The sequence below is a fragment of the Micromonospora sp. NPDC047812 genome (assembly GCF_040704175.1).
Taxonomy (GTDB): domain Bacteria; phylum Actinomycetota; class Actinomycetes; order Mycobacteriales; family Micromonosporaceae; genus Micromonospora.
In genome coordinates this window covers 110,219-132,088 of record NZ_JBEYRY010000013.1, presented here as the reverse complement: position 1 = coordinate 132,088, position 21,870 = coordinate 110,219, and the positions used below count along the sequence as shown (strand labels likewise).

At 73.0% G+C, this 21,870-nt stretch carries 19 protein-coding genes; 14 read left to right on the top strand and 5 right to left on the bottom strand.

The genetic code is table 11. The features are described from left to right. The first annotated feature begins 394 nt into the window (after window positions 1-394). Window positions 395-1,963 (top strand): MFS transporter, encoded by a 1,569-nt coding sequence (locus tag AB0883_RS28530; RefSeq protein WP_366644386.1) that lies wholly within the window; start codon window positions 395-397, stop codon window positions 1,961-1,963. 11 nt (window positions 1,964-1,974) lie between these two features. Further along, window positions 1,975-2,583 (top strand): TetR/AcrR family transcriptional regulator, encoded by a 609-nt coding sequence (locus AB0883_RS28525; RefSeq protein ID WP_366644385.1) that lies wholly within the window; start codon window positions 1,975-1,977, stop codon window positions 2,581-2,583. A gap of 54 nt (window positions 2,584-2,637) precedes the next feature. Here AB0883_RS28525 and AB0883_RS28520 read toward each other — a convergent pair whose 3' ends face one another. Both AB0883_RS28520 and AB0883_RS28515 read right to left on the bottom strand, forming a co-directional pair. Further along, a complete protein-coding gene (locus tag AB0883_RS28520; RefSeq protein WP_366644384.1) occupies window positions 2,638-4,557 on the bottom strand; it encodes a helix-turn-helix domain-containing protein in 1,920 nt (639 codons plus the stop codon). Between the two features lie 14 nt (window positions 4,558-4,571). Then, the gene (locus tag AB0883_RS28515; protein WP_366644383.1) at window positions 4,572-5,354 is read right to left on the bottom strand and encodes a 3-hydroxybutyrate dehydrogenase; all 783 of its coding nucleotides are present in this window, start codon (window positions 5,352-5,354) and stop codon (window positions 4,572-4,574) included. A 193-nt stretch (window positions 5,355-5,547) separates the two neighbouring features. On the opposite strand from AB0883_RS28515, the gene ruvC reads away from it, so the two are divergent. The 8 genes from ruvC (at window position 5,548) to AB0883_RS28475 (ending at window position 14,956) form a co-directional block, all read left to right on the top strand. Beyond that, on the top strand, window positions 5,548-6,075 hold the full coding sequence (gene ruvC / locus AB0883_RS28510; RefSeq protein WP_366644382.1) for a crossover junction endodeoxyribonuclease RuvC: 528 nt from the start codon (window positions 5,548-5,550) through the stop codon (window positions 6,073-6,075). Further along, window positions 6,072-6,674: a Holliday junction branch migration protein RuvA gene (ruvA, locus tag AB0883_RS28505; protein ID WP_366644381.1), complete on the top strand. Its 603-nt coding sequence runs from the start codon at window positions 6,072-6,074 to the stop codon at window positions 6,672-6,674. The genes ruvC and ruvA overlap by 4 nt, the downstream gene beginning before the upstream one ends. Then, window positions 6,671-7,741 (top strand): Holliday junction branch migration DNA helicase RuvB, encoded by a 1,071-nt coding sequence (ruvB, locus tag AB0883_RS28500; protein ID WP_366644380.1) that lies wholly within the window; start codon window positions 6,671-6,673, stop codon window positions 7,739-7,741. The genes ruvA and ruvB overlap by 4 nt, the downstream gene beginning before the upstream one ends. A 138-nt stretch (window positions 7,742-7,879) precedes the next feature. Further along, window positions 7,880-8,224, top strand: a complete 345-nt coding sequence (gene yajC / locus AB0883_RS28495; protein WP_172896543.1) for a preprotein translocase subunit YajC — start codon at window positions 7,880-7,882, stop codon at window positions 8,222-8,224. 258 nt (window positions 8,225-8,482) lie between these two features. Beyond that, window positions 8,483-10,414 (top strand): protein translocase subunit SecD, encoded by a 1,932-nt coding sequence (gene secD, locus AB0883_RS28490; protein ID WP_366644379.1) that lies wholly within the window; start codon window positions 8,483-8,485, stop codon window positions 10,412-10,414. Window position 10,415: 1 nt separating this feature from the next. Further along, the gene (gene secF, locus AB0883_RS28485) at window positions 10,416-11,609 is read left to right on the top strand and encodes a protein translocase subunit SecF (RefSeq protein ID WP_366644378.1); all 1,194 of its coding nucleotides are present in this window, start codon (window positions 10,416-10,418) and stop codon (window positions 11,607-11,609) included. A 96-nt stretch (window positions 11,610-11,705) separates the two neighbouring features. After that, window positions 11,706-12,272, top strand: coding sequence for an adenine phosphoribosyltransferase (locus tag AB0883_RS28480; protein WP_357874024.1), 567 nt, complete (start codon window positions 11,706-11,708; stop codon window positions 12,270-12,272). A gap of 170 nt (window positions 12,273-12,442) precedes the next feature. Further along, a complete protein-coding gene (locus AB0883_RS28475; protein ID WP_366644377.1) occupies window positions 12,443-14,956 on the top strand; it encodes a bifunctional (p)ppGpp synthetase/guanosine-3',5'-bis(diphosphate) 3'-pyrophosphohydrolase in 2,514 nt (837 codons plus the stop codon). A gap of 262 nt (window positions 14,957-15,218) precedes the next feature. Here the strand turns inward: AB0883_RS28475 and AB0883_RS28470 are convergent, their stop codons facing one another. Both AB0883_RS28470 and AB0883_RS28465 read right to left on the bottom strand, forming a co-directional pair. Then, complete coding sequence (locus tag AB0883_RS28470) at window positions 15,219-16,055, bottom strand: peptidylprolyl isomerase (RefSeq protein WP_366644376.1); 837 nt, start codon at window positions 16,053-16,055, stop codon at window positions 15,219-15,221. 65 nt (window positions 16,056-16,120) lie between these two features. Then, entirely contained in the window at window positions 16,121-17,008 is an 888-nt protein-coding gene (locus AB0883_RS28465) for a peptidylprolyl isomerase (protein ID WP_366644375.1), read from the bottom strand. 322 nt (window positions 17,009-17,330) lie between these two features. Between AB0883_RS28465 and AB0883_RS28460 the strand changes: the two genes are divergently transcribed. The 3 genes from AB0883_RS28460 (at window position 17,331) to AB0883_RS28450 (ending at window position 20,503) form a co-directional block, all read left to right on the top strand. Then, window positions 17,331-18,047, top strand: a complete 717-nt coding sequence (locus tag AB0883_RS28460) for an MBL fold metallo-hydrolase (protein WP_366644374.1) — start codon at window positions 17,331-17,333, stop codon at window positions 18,045-18,047. 125 nt (window positions 18,048-18,172) lie between these two features. After that, window positions 18,173-19,501 (top strand): histidine--tRNA ligase, encoded by a 1,329-nt coding sequence (gene hisS, locus AB0883_RS28455; protein WP_366644373.1) that lies wholly within the window; start codon window positions 18,173-18,175, stop codon window positions 19,499-19,501. Between the two features lie 69 nt (window positions 19,502-19,570). Continuing rightward, window positions 19,571-20,503 (top strand): acyl-ACP desaturase, encoded by a 933-nt coding sequence (locus tag AB0883_RS28450; protein ID WP_366644372.1) that lies wholly within the window; start codon window positions 19,571-19,573, stop codon window positions 20,501-20,503. A gap of 95 nt (window positions 20,504-20,598) precedes the next feature. On the opposite strand, the gene AB0883_RS28445 is transcribed toward AB0883_RS28450, so the two are convergent. After that, window positions 20,599-21,120, bottom strand: coding sequence for a PaaI family thioesterase (locus AB0883_RS28445; protein ID WP_366644371.1), 522 nt, complete (start codon window positions 21,118-21,120; stop codon window positions 20,599-20,601). Window positions 21,121-21,176: 56 nt separating this feature from the next. On the opposite strand from AB0883_RS28445, the gene AB0883_RS28440 reads away from it, so the two are divergent. Continuing rightward, on the top strand, window positions 21,177-21,653 hold the full coding sequence (locus tag AB0883_RS28440; protein ID WP_366644370.1) for a helix-turn-helix domain-containing protein: 477 nt from the start codon (window positions 21,177-21,179) through the stop codon (window positions 21,651-21,653). The last annotated feature ends 217 nt before the right edge of the window (window positions 21,654-21,870 follow it).

Sequence of the window (21,870 nt, the reverse complement as noted above, 5' to 3'; positions counted from 1 at the left end):
CGTGCCCGGCGCAGGGATCAAGCCTGACCGCCCGGAGCCGGGCACGGCGGGCCACACCCTCACCACGACGCACCGCACCCACCCCAGGTGGACGCGACCATCCCCGGCGGGCGCATAACCCACGCGGGCGCACCCACCCCAGGCGGGCGCGACCACCCACGTGGGAGCAATCACCTCAGTGGGCGCGACCACCCACGTGGGAGCAATCACCTCAGGCGGGCGCAACAACCCAAGTGGGCGCAGGCACCCCGAACCGCACCCGTGAAGAGGACGGGAGTGACCGCCGCCACATAAGATACGAACCGGTTCCGTATCGATAATCGCCCGCCTACGCTGACACCCTGAATTACGAGTCTGACCCGTATCGAAACGGGGCCGGGGGGAGAACGCGAAGATGCCACCGCACGAGAACACGGGACACCCGAGGAGGTGGGCGATCCTCGGGGTGCTGGTGATCAGCCTGCTCGTGGTCGTCCTGGACAACACGATCCTCAACGTCGCGCTGCGGACGCTCGCCGACCCGGTGCACGGCCTCGGCGCGAGCCAGGGCGAGCTGGAGTGGTCGATCAACTCCTACACGCTGGTCTTCGCCGGCCTGCTGTTCACCTTCGGCGTGCTCGGTGACCGCGCCGGGCGCAAGCGCTTCCTGCTGATCGGCCTGGTGCTCTTCGGGCTGGCGTCGCTGCTGTCGGCGTACGCGCAGAGCCCGGCGCAGCTCGTCGCGGCCCGCGCGCTGATGGGGGTGGGCGGCGCGGCCATCATGCCGGTCACGCTCTCGATCATCTCCAACGTCTTCGACCCCCGGGAGCGGGGCCGGGCGATCGGCGTCTGGGCCAGCGCGGTCGGCCTGGCCGTGGCGATCGGCCCGATCCTCGGCGGCGCGCTGCTGGAGCACTACTGGTGGGGCTCGGTGTTCCTGATCAACGTGCCGGTGGTGGTGCTCGGCGTGGTGCTGGTGGCCCTGCTCGTGCCCGAGTCGCGGGACCCGGATCCGGGCCGCGTCGACGTCGGCGGCGTACTGCTGTCGGTGGTCGGGCTCGTCGCGTTGACGTACGGCATCATCGACGGCGGCGAGCACGGCTTCGGCCGTCCGCTGGTCTGGGGCGCGATCCTCGGCGGCCTGGCGGTGCTGGCCTGGTTCGTCGCGTACGAGCGGCGCAGCGACCACCCGTCGCTGGACGTGCGGCTGTTCCGGGTGCCCCGCTTCGCCGCTCCGGTCGCCATCGTCGGGCTGATCTTCTTCGCCGCGATGGGCGTGATGTTCTTCAGCTCGTTCTACCTGCAACTGGTGCGCGGCTTCAGCCCGCTGGAGACCGGCCTGCTCTACCTGCCCTTCGCCGTGGCCCAGCTCGTCTTCGCCCCGAGCAGCGCGGCGATGGTCCGCCGCTACGGCGGCCGGGCGGTCGCGACGGTCGGGCTTGCGCTGACCGTGGTCGCGCTCGGCGCGTTCGCCTTCGTCGACGCGGCCACCCCGATCTGGGTGGTGCTGGTCGTCTTCTTCCTCCAGGGCACCGGGATGGCCAACATCATGCCCCCGGCCACGGAGTCCATCATGTCCGCGCTGCCCCGGGAGAAGGCCGGCGTCGGCTCGGCGGTCAGCAACACGGTCCGGCAGGTGGCCGGCGCGCTCGGCGTGGCGGTGCTCGGGTCGGTGCTCTCCGCGGTCTACCGCGCCGACGTCGACCCCGCCCTGCGGGACCTGCCCGCCGGGGCGCGCGAGGTGGCCGGCGAGTCCATCTCCGGCGCGTACGCCGCGGCGGGTCAGCTCGGGCCGGCGGCGCCGCAGCTGATCGCGGTCGCCGACGACGCCTTCCTGGCCGCGATGCACTGGGCGGCGGGCCTCGCCGCCGCGATCGCCGCGCTCGGCATCCTCGTGGTGCTGCGCTGGATGCCCGGCCGCCCCGCCGCCCCGGTGGGGAAGCCGGCGCCGGTGGGGGAACCCGAGTTGGCCGGGACCGCCTAGCTTCGGGAACAATGTCCGACATGACTTCCACCGCCGACGCTCCCCGGCCGCCCGGGCGGCCGAGGAGCGTCCGCGCGGACGAGGCGATCGTCGAGGCCGCCCTCGACCTGCTCGCCGACGGCAGCACCATCGAGGCGATCTCGATCGAGGCGATCGCCGCCCGCGCCGGCGTCGGCAAGGCCACCATCTACCGCCGCTGGTCCGGCAAGGACGCGCTGCTGCGCGACGCCCTGCGTACGCTCAAGGGGGCCCCGCCCGAGCCCGCCGGCCACTCGGTCCGCGACGACCTGATCCTGCTGGTCGGCGCGGTCGGTCACCACATCGACCCGCGGGCGGCGCGGATCATGCCCTGCCTGGTGCCGGAGGTCAACCGCAGCCCCGAGCAGTACCAGCTCTACCAGAACATCATCGAGCCCCGGCGGGAGATGATGCGCGAGGTGCTGCGGCGCGGGATGCGCTCCGGCGAGCTGCGCGCGGATCTCGACGTCGAGGTGGTGATGGCGATGCTGGCCGGCCCGATGCTGGTGCAGCGCGTCATGCGCTGGCATCCCGACCTCGACGAGGCGACCCTGCCGCAGCGCATCGTCGACGGCGTCCTGGACGGCATCCGCGCCCGCTGACCGCCGCGCCACGCGGGGGGCCGGCGGTCACGCGGCGGGTGGTCGAACGGCGGCTCAGGCGGCCGGCGTACGCAGGCGGTGCAGGCGCAGGGCCAGCTGCACCTCCAGCGCCCGCTCCGGCCTCTGCCAGTCCGCGCCGAGCAGCTGCCCGACCCGTTCCAGCCGCTGGGTGACCGTGTTGACGTGCACGTGCAGCTGCTCGGCGGCCCGGGCCAGGCTCCCGCCCACCCCGAAGTACGCCTCCAGGGTCTTCACCAGCGCGGTGCCCCGCCGGGCGTCGTAGTCGACGACCGGCCCGACGGTGGCGGTCAGGAACCGGTTCACGTCCTTGTCGCCCCCGTCGCCGACGGCGCCCAGCAGCAGCCCGACGAAGCCCAGCTCGGCCGTGCTCGCCCCCTGCCCCGAGCGGCCCAGCGCACCCAGCGCGGTCAGGCACCGCTCCGCCTCGGCGAACGTCACGGCCAGCGACGCCGGCCCCGTCGACGGGCCGCTCGACCCGGCGGTCACCGGCCGGCCGGTCACCCGGGACAGGTCCCGGGCCACCGCCCGGGCGCTGCCGCCCGCGTCCCGGCCCGGCAGCATCAGCACCACCCGACCGTCGCGGGCCGCCGCCAGCCCGCCCCGCGTGGAGGCGTACGTGGTGGCCCAGGAGAGCACCCGCTGCCGGGCCGAGCCGGTGGCGGCGATGGCGTCGTCGCCGACCGCCACGAGCACGTGCGGGGCGTCCAGGTCCACGCCGAGCCGGCGGGCCCGGCTGCGCAGCGCGTCGGTGTCCCGCAGCGGCCGGGCGATCAGGTCGTCGAGCAGCTCGCCCCGGACCCGCCCCTCCGCCTCGGCGACGGTACGCCGGAACAGCAGCAGCAGCGCCGTCACCAGCGACGCCCGCTCCAGGATCCGCTGGTCGGCGTCGACCAGCTCGTCGTCGGGGCGCAGCACCAGCGCGCCCATGTTCTCCGCCCCGGCCACCACGGCGGCGTACCAGAGCCGGCCCCGGCGCACGCTGCGGCCCTCCGTACGCGACGCGGCCACCGCCTCCACCATGTCCGCCCGGTCCGGCTCCTCGATCTCGCCGACCCGGGCCAGCAGCCGGCCCTCCGCGTCGAGCGCCAGCAGCGCCCCGCCCAGCACGTCGGTGACCGCCGCGGCGACGTCCTCCACGCCGCCGCCGCGCAGCACCAGCGCCGTCATCCGGTCGTGTGCCGCCGCGGCCCGCTCCACGGAGCTGCTGTGCGCCCGGATGGTGGTGTTCGCGAACGACAGCTCCTCCAGCGCGGCCCGCGTCTCGGCGAGCAGCCGCGCGGTGTCGATCGCCACCGCCGCGTGCGCGGCGAGGGAGACCAGCAGCGCCACCTCCTCCCGCACGAACGGCCGGGCCGAGCGGTTGGCCGCGTAGAGCACCCCGATCGAGGTCGAGCCGAGCCGCAGCGGCACCCCGAGGATGGCCACCAGGCCCTCCTCGCCCACGCCGGCGTCGATCTCGCCGGTGTGGTGGAACCGGTCGTCCTCCGGGTAGTTCGCGGTGACGTACGGGGCGCCGGACTGGGCCACCAGGCCGCCGAGGCCGGCGCCCATCGGCAGCCGCAGCTGCTGGAAGCGGGCGGAGACCGAACCGTCGGTCACCCGCATGTACGTGTCGCCGCGCTCGTCGTCGTCGAGGGTCATGTAGGCGACGTCCGCGCCGAGCAGGTTGCGCGCCCGGTGCACGATCGCGCGCAGCACGTCGTCCAGGTCGCGCAGCCCGGCCAGGTCGCTGACCGTGTCGTACAACCCGGAGAGCTCGACCTCCCGGCGGCGGCGGCGTTCCAGCAGCGCGCGGACCCGCAGCGCCACCGTCTTGGCCTGCTCCAGCTCGGCGAGCCGCGCGGGCGGCAGTCCGGCGGCGCGCGCGGCGACGAGCGGCCCCTCGAACTCCACCGCGGCGGCCTCGCGGGCGAGCAGCTCCAGGAACTCCACCGGTGACGACATGACCGACATTGTGCGGCTCGCCACTAGTTCGCCGTCCAGCCCCCGTCGAGCGCGATGGACGCGCCCGTGATGAACGCCGCCGGCGGGGAGCAGAGGTAGGCCACGAGTTCGGACACCTCCTCCGGCTCGATCAGCCGCTTGATCGCCGCCCGCGCCAACATGATCTTCTCGACCACCTCGCTCTCGGGGATGCCGTGGCTGGCGGCCTGGTCGGCGATCTGGCTCTCCACCAGCGCCGTCCGCACGTACGCCGGGTTGATGCAGTTGGCGGTGACGCCGTGCGCGGCCCCCTCCAGCGCGACCACCTTCGACAGCCCCTCCAGCGCGTGCTTGGCGGAGACGTACGCCGACTTGTACGGCGAGGCGCGCAGCCCGTGCACCGAGGAGATGTTCACGATCCGCCCCCAGCCCTTGGCGTACATGTGCGGCAGCGCCCGGCGGATGATCAGGAACGGCGCCTCCACCATCACGCGGTGCAGGTGGGCGAAGCGCTCCGGGGAGAACTCCTGCACCGGCGCCACGTGCTGCAGGCCCGCGTTGTTCACCACGATGTCCACGTCGGCGTCGAGCCGGTCCACCGCGTCCGGGTCGGCCAGGTCCACGCCCTCGGCCCGCCCGCCGGCCTCCACCGCCACCGCCTTGGCCGCCTCGATGTTGCGGTCCACCACCAGGACCTTGGCGCCGGCGGCGCCCAGCCGCAGGGCGCAGGCCCGGCCGATGCCGCTGCCGCCCCCGGTCACCAGGGCGGTACGACCAGCGAGGTCGACGTGTACGACGTGGGGGACCGCCACGGGTTCTGCCGTCATGGCGCATGAAGTTACGAGTTGTGTGTCCGGGCGCACATGGGCCGGCGACACATACTCGACGGCCGGAGTGTGTGGCCGCCGGGCGCCCCGGCCGGCGTGTCGGCGCGCCCGGCGTGTCCCCGGCGGCGGGGTGTCGCCCGGCTCGGTAGGGTGTCGAACACACGTACTGCTGGCGGCTGGGGGAGGAGGCGGCGTGCGGGTGCTGGGCGTCGACCCGGGGCTGACCCGGTGCGGGGTCGGCGTGGTCGAGGGCGTGGCGGGGCGGCCCTGCACGCTGATCGCCTACCACGTCGTCCACACCGATCCGGGCGACGATCTGGCGCTGCGCCTGCTGCACCTGGACCGCTCGCTCACCGACCTGGTCGCCGAGCACCGGCCGGACAGCGTCGCCGTCGAGCGGGTCTTCAGCCAGCACAACGTCCGCACCGTGATGGGCACCGCCCAGGCCAGCGGGATCGCCGTGCTCGCCGGCGCCCGCGCCGGGCTGCCCGTGCAGACCTACACGCCCAGCGAGGTGAAGGCGGCCGTGACCGGTTCCGGCCAGGCCGACAAGGCGCAGATGACCGCCATGGTCACCCGGCTGCTGCGGCTGGCCGAGCCGCCGCGACCGGCCGACGCCGCCGACGCCCTGGCCCTGGCCATCTGTCACGTGTGGCGGGGCGGGACGCGCTCCAAGCTGGCCGCCGCGGCCGACCGGGTACGACGAGGAGGAGCCAGATGATCGCCAGCGTGCGCGGGGTGGTGACCGCGACCGGTCCGGACCACGCCGTGGTGGAGGTCGGCGGGGTGGGCCTGGCGGTGCAGTGCGCCCCGGGCACCCTCGCCGACCTGCGGATCGGCCAGCCCGCCCGGCTGGCCACCAGCCTGGTCGTCCGGGAGGACTCGCTCACCCTCTACGGCTTCGCCGACGACGACGCCAAGCAGCTGTTCGAGCTGCTCCAGACCGCCAGCGGCGTCGGCCCCCGGCTGGCCCAGGCCGTGCTCGCCGTGCACACCCCCGACGCGGTGCGCAAGGCGATCGCCAACGCCGACACCGCCGCGCTGACCCGGGTGCCCGGCATCGGCAAGAAGGGCGCGGAGCGCCTGGTCCTGGAGCTGCGCGACCGCATCGGCCCGGTGCCGGTCGGGGCCGACGGCGCGGCCGGGGTCACCGGCGGGGCCTGGCCCGAGCAGGTCCGGCAGGCGCTGGTCGGGCTCGGCTGGACGGCCGGTCAGGCCGACCAGGCGGTGGCCGCGGTGGCGGAGACGATCGACGGTGCCGTCCCGCCGGTGCCGGTCCTGCTCAAGCAGGCCATCCGGCTGCTGGGCCGCACCCGGTGACGGGGCCCGACGGCGGGCTGGTCTCCGCCTACGTGCACGACGCCGACCTCGACGCGGAGGCCACGGTCCGGCCCAAGCGGCTGGAGGAGTTCATCGCCCAGCACCGGGTCCGCGACCAGCTCGACCTGCTGCTCCAGGGCGCGATGCGGCGCGGCTCCCCGCCCGACCACATCCTGCTGTCGGGCCCCCCGGGCCTCGGCAAGACGACCCTGGCCAACATCGTCGCGGCCGAGCTGGGCTCGGGTATCCGGGTGACCAGCGGCCCGGCGATCGAGCGCTCGGGCGACCTGGCGGCGATCCTGACCAGCCTCGCCGAGGGCGACGTGCTCTTCATCGACGAGATCCACCGGATCGCCAAGCCGGCCGAGGAACTGCTCTACAGCGCGATGGAGGACTTCCGGGTCGACGTGATCGTCGGCAAGGGCCCGGGCGCGACGGCGATCCCGCTGGACGTCGAGCCGTTCACCCTGGTCGGCGCGACCACCCGCTCCGGTCTGCTCACCGGGCCGATGCGCGACCGGTTCGGCTTCGTCGCGCACCTCGACTTCTACTCGCCGGCCGACCTGGAGGTGCTGCTGCGCCGCTCGGCGCGCATCCTCGGGGTGCCGATCACCGACGACGGCGCCGCCGAGGTCGCCGGCCGCTCCCGGGGCACGCCCCGGATCGCCAACCGGCTGCTGCGCCGGGTCCGCGACTTCGCCGAGGTCCGGGCCGACGGGGTGGTCACCCTGGAGACCGCCCGGGCCGCCCTCACGGTGTACGACGTCGACGCCCTGGGCCTGGACCGGCTGGACCGGGCGGTGCTGACCGCCCTGGTGGACTCCTTCCGGGGCGGGCCGGTCGGGCTGTCCACGCTGGCCGTGGCGGTGGGCGAGCAGCCGGACACGGTGGAGGAGGTCTGCGAGCCGTTCCTGGTCCGGGCCGGCCTGCTGGCCCGTACGCCGCGCGGCCGGGTCGCCACGGAGGCCGCCTGGCGGCACCTGGGCCGTACGCCACCGAATGGTACATTTGGCGCGAATGCTCCTGCGGTGCCCGATCTGTTCTCGACGGAAGTCGATCAGCCGTGATGTGAACGTGATCTGTGCCGCATTCGGCGTTCCCAGGTGCAGGGATTAGACTCGCGCCGGTCTGTACAGGACGTGAGAATCCGCTTCCGCTCCGGCGCGCCCGTGCCGGACCGGGGGCCAATGGGAAGGTCTTTCACCGTGCTTTACGCAGCAGAGGGCGGCGGGGGTGCCGGCAGCCTGACGCCGATCCTCATGATCGCTCTGCTCTTCGGCGTCATGTACTTCATGATGATCCGCCCCCAGCAGAAGCGCCGCCGCGAGGCGGAGTCGATGCAGTCCGCCCTCGCCCCCGGCGACGAGGTGGTCACCATCGGTGGGCTCTACGGCACGGTCACCGGCGTGGACGACGACACCGTCCTGCTCGAGGTCGCCCCCGGTGTGCAGACCCGCTACGCCCGTCCGGCCATCGCCCGGGTGGTCAGCCAGGCGGAGCGCCCGGCCGACGAGCCGGTCACCGAGGACGCGGACGTCGTCAAGGAGTGACGGTCGCTCCCGCCCCGCGCGGGGTGGTGGTCGCCGGACTCCGGTGACGACTTCTCCCGACGGGGCAGCGGAGGCGACGTGAAAACTGGATAGTTGGGCCCGACGCCGGAAGTCGGCTCGTCCCGTTCCGCTCGGCGCCCCCGCGCCGGGCCTCGGAGCCGGATGCCGGCCTCCGACGCCGGCCCGTCGGAACCGCCGGCCGGACCGGCCGACACCCGCCGCACCAGCGGCGCGACCGTACAGGGAGACAGGACAGCCGTGGCACCACCTCAGGGACAGATGCGGCCCGGACGGCAACTGGCCGTGCTCGGGCTCATCTTCGTCGTCCTCTATCTTTTGGTGTTCTTCGCGGGCGGCGCCAGCGGCGGCTTGAAGGACAGGCTCGAGCCCAAGCTCGGCCTGGACCTCGTCGGCGGCACCCGGCTGACGCTGGAGGCGACCAACAGCGTCGACGGCCGGCCCCCCACGGCGGAGAACCTCGAAGAGGCCCGCCAGATCATCGAGAGCCGCGTCAACGCCTTCGGCGTCGCCGAGGCCGAGGTGGTCACCGAGGGCAACCGCAACATCGTGATCTCCCTGCCCGGCGAGAACCGCGACCTGACCGAGGTGGGCAGCGCCGCCGAGCTGCGCTTCCGCAAGGTGCTCAAGGCCGCCGACGGCAGCGGCGCGGCCGCCGCCCCGCCGCCCGCCGCCACCCCGGCCCCCTCCGGCAGCGCGGCCCCGGCCCCGTCGGGCAGCGCGAAGCCCTCGGGCAGCGCCGCCCCCACGGGTAGCGCCGCGCCGAAGGCGACCGCGTCGCCGAGCGGCGGTCAGGGCGGCATGGCCCCGGCCCCGAGCGCCAGCGCGTCGGCCGCCCCGAGCGCCACCCCCTCGGCCGGCGCCGCCACCCCGACGCCGAGCGCCAGCGGCGAGCCCGTGCCGCAGAGCGTCGAGGAGCAGCGCAAGGCCGTCGAGCAGAAGGTCGGCGCCGCCGCCTGGGCGGCCGCCAGCGGCCTCCAGGCCCCGGCCGACCTGACCGCCGACCCGTCGCTGGCGGAGAAGCTCAAGCCGTTCGCGGCTCTCGACCCGCGCGAGGTCGCGGTGCTGCCGGCGACCATGCAGTTCAACGTGCCGCAGATCAGCTGCGCCCAGCTCGACAAGCGCCCGCCGGCGTCGATCTCGGCCGCCGACCAGCAGGCGGTGGCCTGCGAGGACGGCGCCGCGAAGTACCTGCTCGACCAGGCGAAGGTGCTGGGCACCGACGTCGAGGACGCCAGCGCGGTGCTGGACCAGACGAGCCAGTGGGTCGTCAGCCTCGACTTCTCCGGCCCGGGCCAGGACAAGTGGACCAACCTGACCCGCGAGGCGTTCAACAACGAGGGCCAGGCCTGCGACGCCACCGCCCTCGGCCAGGACGGCAAGTGCCGCGTCGCCGTCGTGCTCGACAACGAGATCGTCTCCTCGCCCGAGATCCAGGGCGTGCTGACGGGCAACTCGCAGATCACCGGCAACTTCAACCAGCGCGACGCCAGCGCCCTGGCCGGCCAGCTGCGCTACGGCGCGCTGCCGGTGACCTTCGAGGCGCAGGAGCAGCAGAACGTCACCGCCACCCTGGGCGCCAGCCACCTGCGGGCCGGTCTGCTCGCGGCGGGCATCGGCATGGCGCTGGTCGTCATCTACTCGTTCTTCTACTACCGCCTGCTCGGCTCGGTCATCTTCCTGAGCCTGGTCCTCTCGGCGCTGCTGGTCTTCGGCGCGCTGGTGGTGCTCGGCCGGCAGATCGGCTTCACCCTCACCCTCGCCGGCATCGCCGGCATGATCGTGTCACTGGGTGTGGCGGCGGACTCGTTCGTCATCTACTTCGAGCGGCTCAAGGACGAGATCCGGGAGGGGCGCAGCCCACGCAGCGCGGTGCCGCGCGCCTGGATCCGGGCCCGCCGCACGATCATCTCGGCCAACGCGATCACGCTGATGTCGGCGGTGGTGCTCTACGTGGTCTCGGTCGGCACGGTGAAGGGCTTCGCCTTCGCCCTCGGCCTGGCCACGGTGCTGGACCTCGTCGTGGTCTTCCTCTTCCGGCACCCGATCATGACGATGTTCGCCCGCACCTCCGCGTTCCTGTCCCCGCGGGTCAGCGGCCTCGGCCGGGCGCTCCCGCCCCGGACGGCCGAGCCGGCCAAGCCCCGCAACCCGCGCGTGAAGGAGGCCTGAGATGGCAAAGAGTGGTCTCGCGAGCCGCCTCTACCGCGGCGAGGCCGGCCTCGACATCATCGGCCGGCGCAAGCTCTGGTTCGGCGTCGCGCTCGCGCTGATCCTGCTGTCGCTGCTCAGCTTCGGGGTGCAACGCTTCAGCCTCGGCATCGAGTTCGCCGGCGGCAACTCGTTCCAGATCCCGGCCAGCGTCGGCACGCTGGAGCAGACCGAGCTGAAGGTCCAGGACGCCCTCGCCGCGGCCGGCGACGACGCCGAGGTCGTCACGACCCAGAAGGTCGGCGGCACCGGCGGCGACTTCTACGAGGTGCGGACCACCCAGCTCGACACCGAGCAGGCCAACGCCGTCAAGACCGAGATCGCCGAGGAGTTCGGCATCGACGCCGCCACCATCAGCGGCAACCAGGTCAGCGAGGCGTGGGGCAGCCAGGTCACCTCCCGGGCGCTGCTCGGTCTGGTCATCTTCATCGCGGTGGTGATGGTCTACCTGGTCCTGCGCTTCGAGTGGCGGATGGCGGTCGCCGCGGTCTCCTCGCTGATCATGAACCTGGTCCTCACCGCCGGCATCTACTCGCTGGTCGGCTTCGAGGTCACCCCGTCGACGGTCATCGGCTTCCTCACGATCCTGGGCTTCGCGCTCTACGACGTGGTGGTGGTCTTCGACAAGGTGCAGGAGAACACGCGCGGCATCACCGCCAACAACAACCAGACGTACGGCGAGGCGGCCAACCTGGCGATCAACCAGAGCCTCATGCGGTCGCTGAACACGTCGGTGGTCGCGCTGCTGCCGGTCGGTGGTCTGCTCTTCATCGGTGCCGGCCTGCTCGGCGCGGGCACCCTGAAGGACCTCGGCCTGGTGCTCTTCGTCGGTATGGCGGTGGCGTTCCTGACCTCGATCCTGCTGGCCACGCCGCTGCTGGTGCTGCTCAAGAACTACGACCCGCGCATCCAGGCGCACAACAAGCGGGTACTGGCCCGCCGGGGCGCGATCGCCCGGGGCGAGGTCACCCCGAAGGGTGCCGCTCCGCGTACCGACGAGTCCGACGACGAGCCGGTCGACCCGGAGTCGGCCGCGCTGGCCGGCGCGGCGCCGCGGGTCGGCGCCCGACCGGCCGGAAAGCGGCCGACCGGCGCCCGCGGCGGCCGACCGGCCGGCGGCGGTGGCAACCGGCCGGGTGGCGGCAAGCGGCGGTGAGCCGGGCCGGGCAGACCTGGTAGGAAGCGGCGGCGTCCTGCATGCTGTGCGAGCAGCATGCAGGACGCCGTCATCATGAAGGGAAGCGGAACTGCCGTGACGGAGACCCACAGCACCGTGGTACGGGGAGACAGCGGCCCGGACGCCGCCGCGCTGGTCGCCAGCCGGGTGCTCGACGTGCCCGACTTCCCGAAGCCCGGCGTCATGTTCAAGGACCTGATGCCGCTGTTCGCCGACGGCGACGCGTTCCGCGAGGTGATCGACGGGATCGTCGCGTACCACGGGCGGGACTCGTTCGACGTCGTGGTCGGCATCGAGGCGCGCGGGTTCGTGGTCGCGGCGGCCATCGCGTACGCGACGGGGGTCGGCGTCGTGCCCGTACGCAAGGCCGGCAAGCTGCCCCGTCCGGCCTACTCGGCCTCCTACGCCCTGGAGTACGGCGAGGCCACGCTGGAGGTGCACGAGGACGCCTTCACGGCCGGGCACCGGGTGCTGGTGGTCGATGACGTGCTGGCCACCGGCGGCACCGCCGAGGCGACGCTGGACCTGGTGGAGCGGGCCGGCGGGACCGTGGCCGGCTTCACCGTACTGCTGGAGCTCGCCGTGCTCGGCGGCCGGGAGCGGCTGGCCCCGCGTCCGGTGCATGCCCTGTTGACCGTTTGACGCGGCCGACCGTCGGGCGGACCCGGTGCGGACCGTCCGGCGGAGCGGCGGGGCACCGTGCGTGCGGGTAGCATTGCCCTTTGCTGACCGGTCGGGACCCGTCCGGTCGGCGCGAGACCAGGCCGGCCGGCGCACGGTCGGTGACTTCCCGGCGAGCGGTGAGGAGGCCGGTGTCCCACGATGTCGCCCCTCCGGTGGAGGGCACGGTGTACCCGACAGGCGACGCGGACGGCTCGGTGACCGCACGGAACGGTGACGCGCAGGCCCCGGAGGCGGGCCCCGGCGTGACCGTCCCGGCCGAGCCCGTACGCCCCGACACGCCGGCCGAGACGGCCGGCGGCACGGGCGCGGCGACCGAGGGGGTCGTGCTTCCCTTCCCCGCCGACGTCGTCGGCGACCACATGCCGAGCGCCGGTTTCGCGCTCTCCACCGCGCCCACCGGCCGCAGGGTCCGGGCGCGGCTGGCGCGGTTCAACGCGCCGTGGCAGTCCTCGCAGGTCAGCGAGGTGCTGGAGCCGCTGATCTCGACCCACCGGGACGCCCACCCCAAGGCGGACGCGCGGCTGCTCCAGCGCGCCTTCGACACGGCGGCCCGCTGGCACTCCGGGCAGTACCGCAAGTCCGGCGACCCCTACATCACCCATCCGCTCGCGGTCGCCACGATCCTGGCCAACCTGGGCATGGACACCACGACCCTGGTCGCCGCGCTCCTGCACGACACCATCGAGGACACGGAATACACCCTCGACCAGATGCGGGCCGACTTCGGCGGCGAGGTGGCGCTGCTGGTCGACGGGGTGACCAAGCTCGACAAGGTCAAGCTGGGTGACGCGGCCAAGGCCGAGACGATCCGCAAGATGGTCGTCGCGATGGCCAAGGACCCGCGGGTGCTGGTGATCAAGCTGGCCGACCGGCTGCACAACATGCGTACCCTCACCTTCCTGCCCCGCCCGAAGCAGGAGCAGAAGGCGAAGGAGACGCTGGAGATCCTGGCCCCGCTGGCCCACCGGCTGGGTATGAACACGATCAAGTGGGAGCTGGAGGACCTGGCCTTCGGCACGCTCTTCCCGAAGCGCTACGAGGAGATCAACCGCCTCATCGGGGAGCACCAGCCGCAGCGCGAGGCGCTGCTGCGCCAGGTCACCCAGAAGGTGCAGACCGACCTGAAGGCCGCCAAGATCAAGGCGGAGACGACGGGGCGGCCGAAGCACCTCTACTCGATCTACCAGAAGATGATCGTGCGGGGTCGCGACTTCAACGACATCTACGACCTGGTCGGGGTGCGGATCCTGGTCGACACGGTACGGGACTGCTACGCGGCGCTGGGCGTGATCCACGCCAACTGGCAGCCGGTGCCGGGCCGGTTCAAGGACTACATCGCGATGCCCAAGTTCAACATGTACCAGTCGTTGCACACGACGGTCATCGGGCCCACCGGCAAGCCGGTGGAGATGCAGATCCGCACGTACGCGATGCACCGCACCGCCGAGTTCGGCATCGCCGCGCACTGGAAGTACAAGGAGCACAAGGGCACCCAGATCGTCGGCCCGCCCGCCCACATCGACGAGATGACCTGGCTGCGCCAGCTGCTGGACTGGCAGCGGGAGGCGGCCGACCCGAGCGAGTTCCTCGACGCGCTGCGCTTCGACCTGTCCAGCCAGGAGGTGTACGTCTTCACCCCCAAGGGCGACGTCATCCCGCTGCCGACCGGCTCGACGCCCGTGGACTTCGCGTACGCGGTGCACACCGAGGTCGGGCACAAGTGCATCGGGGCGCGGGTCAACGGCAAGCTGGTGCCGCTGGAGTCGACGCTGTCCAACGGCGACGTGATCGAGATCTTCACGTCGAAGTCCGACACGGCCGGCCCGACGCAGGACTGGCTGGGCTTCGTCAAGAGCCCGCGCGCGCGGACGAAGATCCGGCAGTACTTCAACAAGGAGCGGCGCGAGGAGGCGATCGAGGCCGGCAAGGACGCGATCGTCAAGGCGATGCGCAAGCAGGGCATGCCGTTGCAGCGGATGCTCACCTCCGACGCGCTGATGGCGATCGCCCGGGACCTGCACCTGGCCGACGTGGCCTCGCTCTACGCGGCGGTCGGCGACAGCCAGGTCTCCGCCCAGTCGGTGGTGCAGAAGCTGATGGCCGCGTACGGCGGCGAGGAGGGCGCGGCGGAGGACATCGCCGAGACCGCCGTCGCCACCCGTCCGCCCCGCAGCCGGCAGAGCAGCGCCGATCCCGGTGTGGTGGTGCGCGGGGTCAGCGACGTGTGGATCAAACTGGCGCGCTGCTGCACGCCGGTGCCGCCGGACTCGGTCTTCGGCTTCGTCACCCGCTCCGGCGGGGTGAGCGTGCACCGCGACGACTGCGCCAACGCCGAGGACCTGCGGGCGCAGGCCGAGCGGGTGGTCGAGGTCAGCTGGAAGCTCACCTCGGCGTCGACCTTCCTGGTCGCCATCCAGGTCGAGGCGCTGGACCGGCACAAGCTGCTCGCCGACGTGACCCGGGTGCTCTCCGAGGAACGGGTGAACATCCTCTCCGCGACGGTCACCACCACCCGCGACCGGGTGGCGGTGAGCCGGTTCAGCTTCGAGATGGCGGACCCGAAGCACCTGGGCCACCTGCTGGCGGCGGTCCGCAAGGTCGACGGCGTCTTCGACGCCTACCGCGTCACCTCGGGCGCCTGACGCCGCCCGATCCTCTGCCCGACGGCGCGCCCCGGCCCTCACCGAGCCGGGGCGCCCCGCCCTCCCGCCGCACCACCCTCCACCCACCCGCCCGCCGCCCCTGCACCCCGGCGATCATGAGGTTGGCGGCAGCCAGGTAGATCGAGATCGCCGCCAACCTCATGATCGCCGAGAGCGGGCCGGAGGGGCGGGTGTGGGAGGGGGACAGGCGAGCGCCCGCCGGCGGGGCCGGCGGGCGCTCGTCGTACGGCTGGGGTGTGGGTCAGCCCTGGGGGGCGCTCATGGTGAGCTTGTTGATGGTGACTTCCTTCTTCGGGTGGCCGCCACCGGCCTGCTTCGCGAACGCCTTGTCGTCGCCGGCCGCCGCGACCTGCTTGACGAGGTCCATGCCGCCGGTGATGGTGCCCAGGACCGTGTATTTCGGGTCCAGCGGCGAGTCGCCGTAGACGATGAAGAACTGGCTGCCCGTGCTGCCCGGCTGGCCCGAGTTGGCCATCGCGATGACGCCCTCCGGGTAGGGGGGCCGCTTGTCGGTCGGCAGGTTCTCCTCGGCGAGCCGGTAGCTCGGACCGCCGGTGCCGTCGGTCTGCCGCCAGCCCTTGCCCGTCGCGCTCGGGTCGCCGCACTGGAGCACCTTGATGCCCTCGGTCACCAGCCGGTGGCACTTGCTGTTGTCGAAGAACTTCTTCTCCGCCAGGTGGGTGAAGCTGCCCGCGGTGCAGGGCACCGCCGCCCGGTCGATCGTGGCGGTGATCGGGCCCAGGTTGGTGTCGATCGTCATCGTCTGGGTGCCGGTGTTCGACTGCTGCACGGGCGGCAACCCGACGTCCTTGATCTGCGGGGACCGCTGGTCGGTGGGGACCTCGGTCCAGGCGCACTGCACGTTGCCGGCCGCCGGGCCGGCGGTGTCGGTCTTGTCGTCGTCGCCGAGGGTGGTGACGAGCCAGACCGTGCCGGCGACGACGAGGACCAGGACCGAAGCGGCCCCCACGATCGCCTGGGTCTGCCGGCGCTTGCGGGCCCTGGCCGCGCGCTCGGCCATCTCCTTCTCGAGCCGGGCGCGCGCCGCCGCGCGCTGCCGCTCTCTGGTGGACGTCACGCCTGGATCCTCCTGGGCTGTCGGGTGGCGCGGTCGGTGCCGCTGAGATTGGTGGGGCGGCCGGGTCAGCCGGCGCTCGGGCTGGCCGCCGGAGCGCCCGAAGCGGACGGTGCCGGCGCCGAGGTCCCCTGCGCCACGGGCTCACCGACGGTCAGGCTCTGCACGACCACGTCGTCGTCCTTGGGCTTGACCTTGGCCCCCGTGCCATTGTCCACGGTCGGCTTGGCACCGATCTTCGCCACCACGTCGATCCCACCGGTGACCCGGCCGATGACCGGGTACTTCGGGTCGGCCGTCGTGAAGTCCTTGAAGAACATCAGGAACTGGCTGCCGTTGGCGCCCGGCGGGTTGGCGATCATCGCGACCGTGCCCTTCGGGTAGGTCGCGGGCTGGCCGGCCGCGGGGCTCGCCGACGGCGACGGCGCGGTGGGGACGTTCTCGTCGTAGAACGAGTAGGTGGGGCCGCCGAGCCCGGTGCCGCTCGGGTCGCCGCAGCGCACCGCGCCCTCGGCGGTGATCTCGTGGCACTTGGTGTTGTCGTAGAACGACCGGCTGGCCAGGTGGGCGATGCTCGCCGCCGCGCACGGGGCGCCGGCCAGGTCCAGCTCGACGGTGATCGGCGCGCCCTGGTTGGTGGTGACCGTCATCGGGCGTACGCCGTCGGTGGGCAGTCCCTGGGTGGCCGGGGTGCCGACGTCCTTGAGGTTGGTGTTCGCGGTGGCGTCCTGCGGCGTCCACAGGCAGACGTCCTCGGCGGCCGTGTTCTCCTTCGGCTCCTCGTCGAAGGCGCCCAGCGCCCACGCCGAGCCGGCCACGATCAGCGCGAGGACGACGGCGACGCCGACGCCGGCCTGGATCTGCCGACGGCGTTTGACGGCGGCGGCCCGGCGGGCGAGTTGCCGGTCGAGCTTGGCGCGCGCCAGTTTGCGCTGCCGGTCCCTGCTGGAAGCCACCCGTGCTCCCCTTCCTCTACCCTGGTCGTCACCGGTGGTCGGGCGTCCTGCGCCCGTTCGACGGCGGGTGCGCCACGCCACACGCCCGCCAGAGTGTACGGCTACCGGCTGGGAAAGTGGTGTACGAGGTCCGGGCCGGGTTTATCGGAACGCGTCACTGGGCCCGGTCGGGCCCACGGGACGCACGAGATCGTCGCCGCCCCGCCGCGCGGGACGCACCCGATCGGCGCCACGCGGGACGCCTCGGACGCACGCGCAGAACCTCCTCGCCCCGCCCGATAGGCTGCGGACGGGGAACAAGCTCGACGGAAGGGGAGCGGACGTGCTCGTGGCCGGCTTTCCCGCGGACGCCTTCGGCACCAACTGCTACGTGGTCGCCGCCGCGCCGGGGGAGCAGTGCGTGGTGGTCGATCCCGGCATCGGGGTGCTCGACCGGCTCGACGCCCTGCTGGCCGAGCATCGGCTGCACCCGGCCGCCGTCCTGCTCACCCACGGCCACCTCGACCACACGTTCTCGGTGGCGCCGGTCTGCGGCGCACGCGGCATCACCGCGTACGTGCACCCGGGCGACCGCGAGATGCTCGCCGACCCGGCCAAGGGGCTGTCGGCGGATCTCACCTCGCTCTTCGGTGGGCGGCTGCCGTACACCGAGCCGGAGGACGTCGCCGAGCTGACCGACGGCGCCACGCTCGCCCTCGCCGGGTTGGAGATCACCGTCGACCACGCCCCGGGCCATACCGGCGGGTCGGTGCTCTTCCGACTGCCGGCCGCCGGCTCGTCGTGGGAGGCGGAGCAGCTCTGCCTCTCGGGCGACGTCCTGTTCGCCGGCTCCATCGGCCGCACCGACCTGCCGGGCGGCAGCATGACGAGGATGGTCACCAGCCTCCGGGACAAGATCCTCCCGCTGGCCGACGACACCGTCGTGCTGCCCGGCCACGGCCCCGCGACCACCATCGGCCGCGAGCGCGCGACCAACCCGTACCTCCTCGAGGTGGCGGGTGGCGGCGCGCGACCGACGGCCCCCGCCCGCGGCCTCTGACCGGCCGCACCGACGTCTCGCCCCGCGGCCTCCAGCCGGCCGCACCGACTTCTCGCCCCGCGGCCGTGGCCGGCCGCGCCGACTCTTCGCCCGCGCCGACCGCGCGGGACCGCGAACGGAGCATCATGAGCAAGCCCACGCCCATCTCCGGCTTCCCGGAGTGGACGCCCGCGCAGCGGATGATCGAGCAGTACGTCCTCGACAGGATCCGCGACACCTTCGAGCTGTACGGCTTCGCCCCGCTGGAGACCCGCGCGGTGGAGCCGCTGGACCAGCTGTTGCGCAAGGGGGAGACCTCCAAGGAGGTCTACCTGATCCGGCGGCTTCAGGCCGACGTCGAGGGCCCGGCCGGCGACGACGCGCTCGGCCTGCACTTCGACCTGACCGTGCCGTTCGCCCGCTACGTGCTGGAGAACGCCGGCAAGCTGCAGTTCCCGTTCCGCCGCTACCAGATCCAGAAGGTGTGGCGGGGCGAGCGGCCGCAGGAGGGGCGCTACCGCGAGTTCCTCCAGGCCGACATCGACATCGTCGACCGCGACACCCTCGCCCCGCACCACGAGGCGGAGATGCCGCTGGTGATCGGCGACGCGCTGCGCTCGCTGCCGATCCCGCCGGTGAGGATCCAGGTCAACAACCGCAAGATCTGCGAGGGCTTCTACCGGGGCATCGGGCTGACCGACCCGGAGTCGGCCCTACGCGCGGTGGACAAGCTCGACAAGATCGGCCCGGCGAAGGTGGCCGAGCTGCTGGCGCAGACCGCCGGGGCGAGCGAGGCGCAGGCCAAGGCGGTCCTGTCGCTGGCGGAGATCTCCGCCCCGGACGCCTCCTTCGCCGACGCCGTCCGCGCGCTGGGCGTCAGCGACCCGATGCTCGACGAGGGCGTCGAGGAGCTGGTCCGGGTGGTGGAGACCGCCGCCGCGCACTCCCCGGGTCTGTGCGTGGCCGACCTGCGCATCGCCCGGGGCCTGGACTACTACACCGGCACGGTCTACGAGACGCAGATGGTCGGCTACGAGCGGTTCGGCTCGATCTGCTCCGGCGGCCGGTACGACAACCTGGCCAGCGCCGGCGCCACCCGCTTCCCGGGGGTGGGCATCTCGATCGGGGTGACCCGGCTGCTGGGGCTGCTCTTCGGCGCCGGCGCGCTGACGGTGTCGCGGGACGTGCCGACCTGCGTCCTGGTCGCGGTGACCAGCGAGGAGCAGCGCGCCGCCAGCAACCGGGTGGCCGAGGCGCTGCGGTCGCGGGGCGTGCCGACCGAAGTGTCGCCGAGCGCGGCGAAGTTCGGCAAGCAGATCCGCTACGCCGAGCGGCGGGGCATCCCGTACGTCTGGTTCCCCGGGGTGGACGGCGCGGCCGACGAGGTGAAGGACATCCGTTCCGGCGAGCAGGCCGCCGCCGCGGCGGGGGAGTGGACGCCGCCCCGGGCGGACCTCAGGCCGCTGGTCAGCTGAGACATTACTGGCGCGTACGAGCGATCGGACCTACGGTGGCGTAAGTTACGCCACCGTAGGGAGATCGTCGTGACCGCACTCAGCCAGACCGCACTGCTTCTCGAACTGGAACCGGTCGTCGAGAAGAACCTCGAACGGCACCTGGCCGTCGCCAAGGAGTGGTTCCCGCACGAGTACGTGCCGTGGAGCGAGGGGCGCACCTTCGACGGGCCGCTGGGCGGCGAGGCGTGGGCGGAGAGCGACTCGACGATCCCCGACGTGGCCCGTACCGCGCTGATCGTCAACCTGCTGACCGAGGACAACCTGCCCTCGTACCACCACGAGATCGCCACCCTGTTCGGCCGCGACGGCGCCTGGGGCACCTGGGTGCACCGGTGGACCGCCGAGGAGGGGCGGCACGGCACCGCCATCCGCGACTACCTCACCGTCACCCGGGCGGTGGACCCGGTGGCGCTGGAGCGGGCCCGCATGACGCACATGTCCGCCGGCTACGCCAACGTCCACGACGACGAGGTGCTGCACTCCCTGGCGTACGTCTCGTTCCAGGAGCTGGCCACCCGGATCTCGCACCGCAACACCGGTCGGGTCACCGGCGACCCGGCGTGCGAGGCGCTGCTGGCCCGGGTCGCGGCCGACGAGAACCTGCACATGGTCTTCTACCGCAACCTGCTGGCCGGGGCCTTCGAGCTGGCGCCGAGCCAGGCGATGCGGGCGGTCGCCGACGTGGTGGCCGACTTCCAGATGCCCGGCAACGGCATCGACGGCTTCGCCCGCAAGTCCGTGGCGATCGCCCTCGCCGGCATCTACGACCTGCGCCAGCACCGCGACGACGTGGTGGCGCCGGTGCTGCGCCAGTGGGACGTGTTCAACGTGACCGGGCTCGACGCCGACGGCGAGGCCGCCCGCGACGAGATCGCGGCGCACCTCGACGACCTGGAGCGCGCCGCCTCCCGCTTCGAGGAGAAGCGCGACGCCCGCGCCGCCCGCCTGGCCGCCCGCTGACCCGGTCTTCGCGACAGGGCCGTCGATCACGCAGTCGTGGCGGGGGACGGAACGCCTGGGTCGCCGGCATCCCGGCACCACGACTGCGTGGTCGACTACTCGGTGGGCGCGGGGTCCAGGGGGAAGAGGAGGCAGGTCGAGGTGGCGTGGGCGACCAGGCGCGCCTTCGCGTCGAGCAGCCTCGCCTCCGCCAGGGCCGTGCGGCGACCACTCTGCAGGACGGTGCCCTCGCAGCGCAGCGTGCCGCTCGCGACGGTGACCGGGCGGAGGAACTTCACGTTCAGGTCCAGCGAGGTGTAGCCGACCCCGGCCGGCAGGGTGGTGTGCACCGCGCACGCCGCGGCGGTGTCCAGCAGGGTGGAGATGACCCCGCCGTGCACGGTGCCGAGCGGGTTGTAATGGAACTCCTGCGGGACGAGTTCGACGGCCACCCACCCCTCGTCGGCCTCCATCCGGGACATGTCGACCAGGTGCATGATGGGCGGCGCCGCCAGCTCGCCGGCGATCATCGCGCGGAGCAGCTCCAGGCCGCCGCGCCGGCCGACGTGCGCGGCGTTGATGCCCGGGTCGGACCACGAGAAGGTGCGGCTGCGCGCCGGATCCTGCGTCTGCGTCATGGACTCAGCCTGGCAGCGCGTTGCTGAGTCTGTCAATCAGACCTAGCCTGGAGCGCATGAGACCCGCGGCACTGGACTGGTCGGTGGAGAACTGCACCATCGCCCGGGCGATGGAGATCCTCGGCGAACGGTGGACCCTCGTCGTCCTGCGCGAGGTCTTCAACGGCGTCCGCCGCTTCGACGACATGCGGGTGCGCACCGGCGTTCCCCGGCAGGTGCTGACCAACCGGCTGGCGATGCTGGTGGAGCGGGGCGTCCTGCGGCGCGAGCCCTACCGGGAGCCAGGCAGCCGCGAGCGCCACGAGTACCGGCTGACCGGGATGGGGCTCGACCTGTGGCCGGTGCTGGTCGCCGTCCTCGGCTGGGGGGACCGCTACCTCGCCGACCCGGAGGGCTCGCCGCTGACGGTCGCGCACCGCGACTGTGGCGGCGAGGTCCGCGTCGAGCTGCGCTGCGAGCGCGGGCACGAGGTCGCGCGGCCGCGCGACGTGGTGCCGCGTCCGGGGCCCGGGGCGCGCCGCCGCGCCGGTTGACCGTCGGCGGGCGGACCGGCCGGGGCCGAGGCGTCGGCGCCGATCAGCAGGGTGCCGTCATGGGGTTGCCCGGTCGCACGTACCGGATGTTGGGACGATGGGCGGAGCATATAGACGTACGCCTGTGTCCACGATGTTTCGGGCCGATGGCCGCGGCAGCCGGGGCGAAAAGGACAAAGTCGGGTCTTGCATACGTACTCAAGTATGTGAATACTTC

Excerpts from the sequence above, each read along its gene's own strand:
- AB0883_RS28530 (WP_366644386.1), top strand. The coding sequence starts at position 395 with ATGCCACCGCACGAGAACACGGGACACCCGAGGAGGTGGGCGATCCTC.
- AB0883_RS28525 (WP_366644385.1), top strand. The coding sequence starts at position 1,975 with ATGTCCGACATGACTTCCACCGCCGACGCTCCCCGGCCGCCCGGGCGG.
- AB0883_RS28520 (WP_366644384.1), bottom strand. The coding sequence starts at position 4,557 with ATGTCGGTCATGTCGTCACCGGTGGAGTTCCTGGAGCTGCTCGCCCGC.
- AB0883_RS28515 (WP_366644383.1), bottom strand. The coding sequence starts at position 5,354 with ATGACGGCAGAACCCGTGGCGGTCCCCCACGTCGTACACGTCGACCTC.
- ruvA (WP_366644381.1), top strand. The coding sequence starts at position 6,072 with ATGATCGCCAGCGTGCGCGGGGTGGTGACCGCGACCGGTCCGGACCAC.
- secF (WP_366644378.1), top strand. The coding sequence starts at position 10,416 with ATGGCAAAGAGTGGTCTCGCGAGCCGCCTCTACCGCGGCGAGGCCGGC.
- hisS (WP_366644373.1), top strand. The coding sequence starts at position 18,173 with ATGAGCAAGCCCACGCCCATCTCCGGCTTCCCGGAGTGGACGCCCGCG.
- AB0883_RS28445 (WP_366644371.1), bottom strand. The coding sequence starts at position 21,120 with ATGACGCAGACGCAGGATCCGGCGCGCAGCCGCACCTTCTCGTGGTCC.
- AB0883_RS28440 (WP_366644370.1), top strand. The coding sequence starts at position 21,177 with ATGAGACCCGCGGCACTGGACTGGTCGGTGGAGAACTGCACCATCGCC.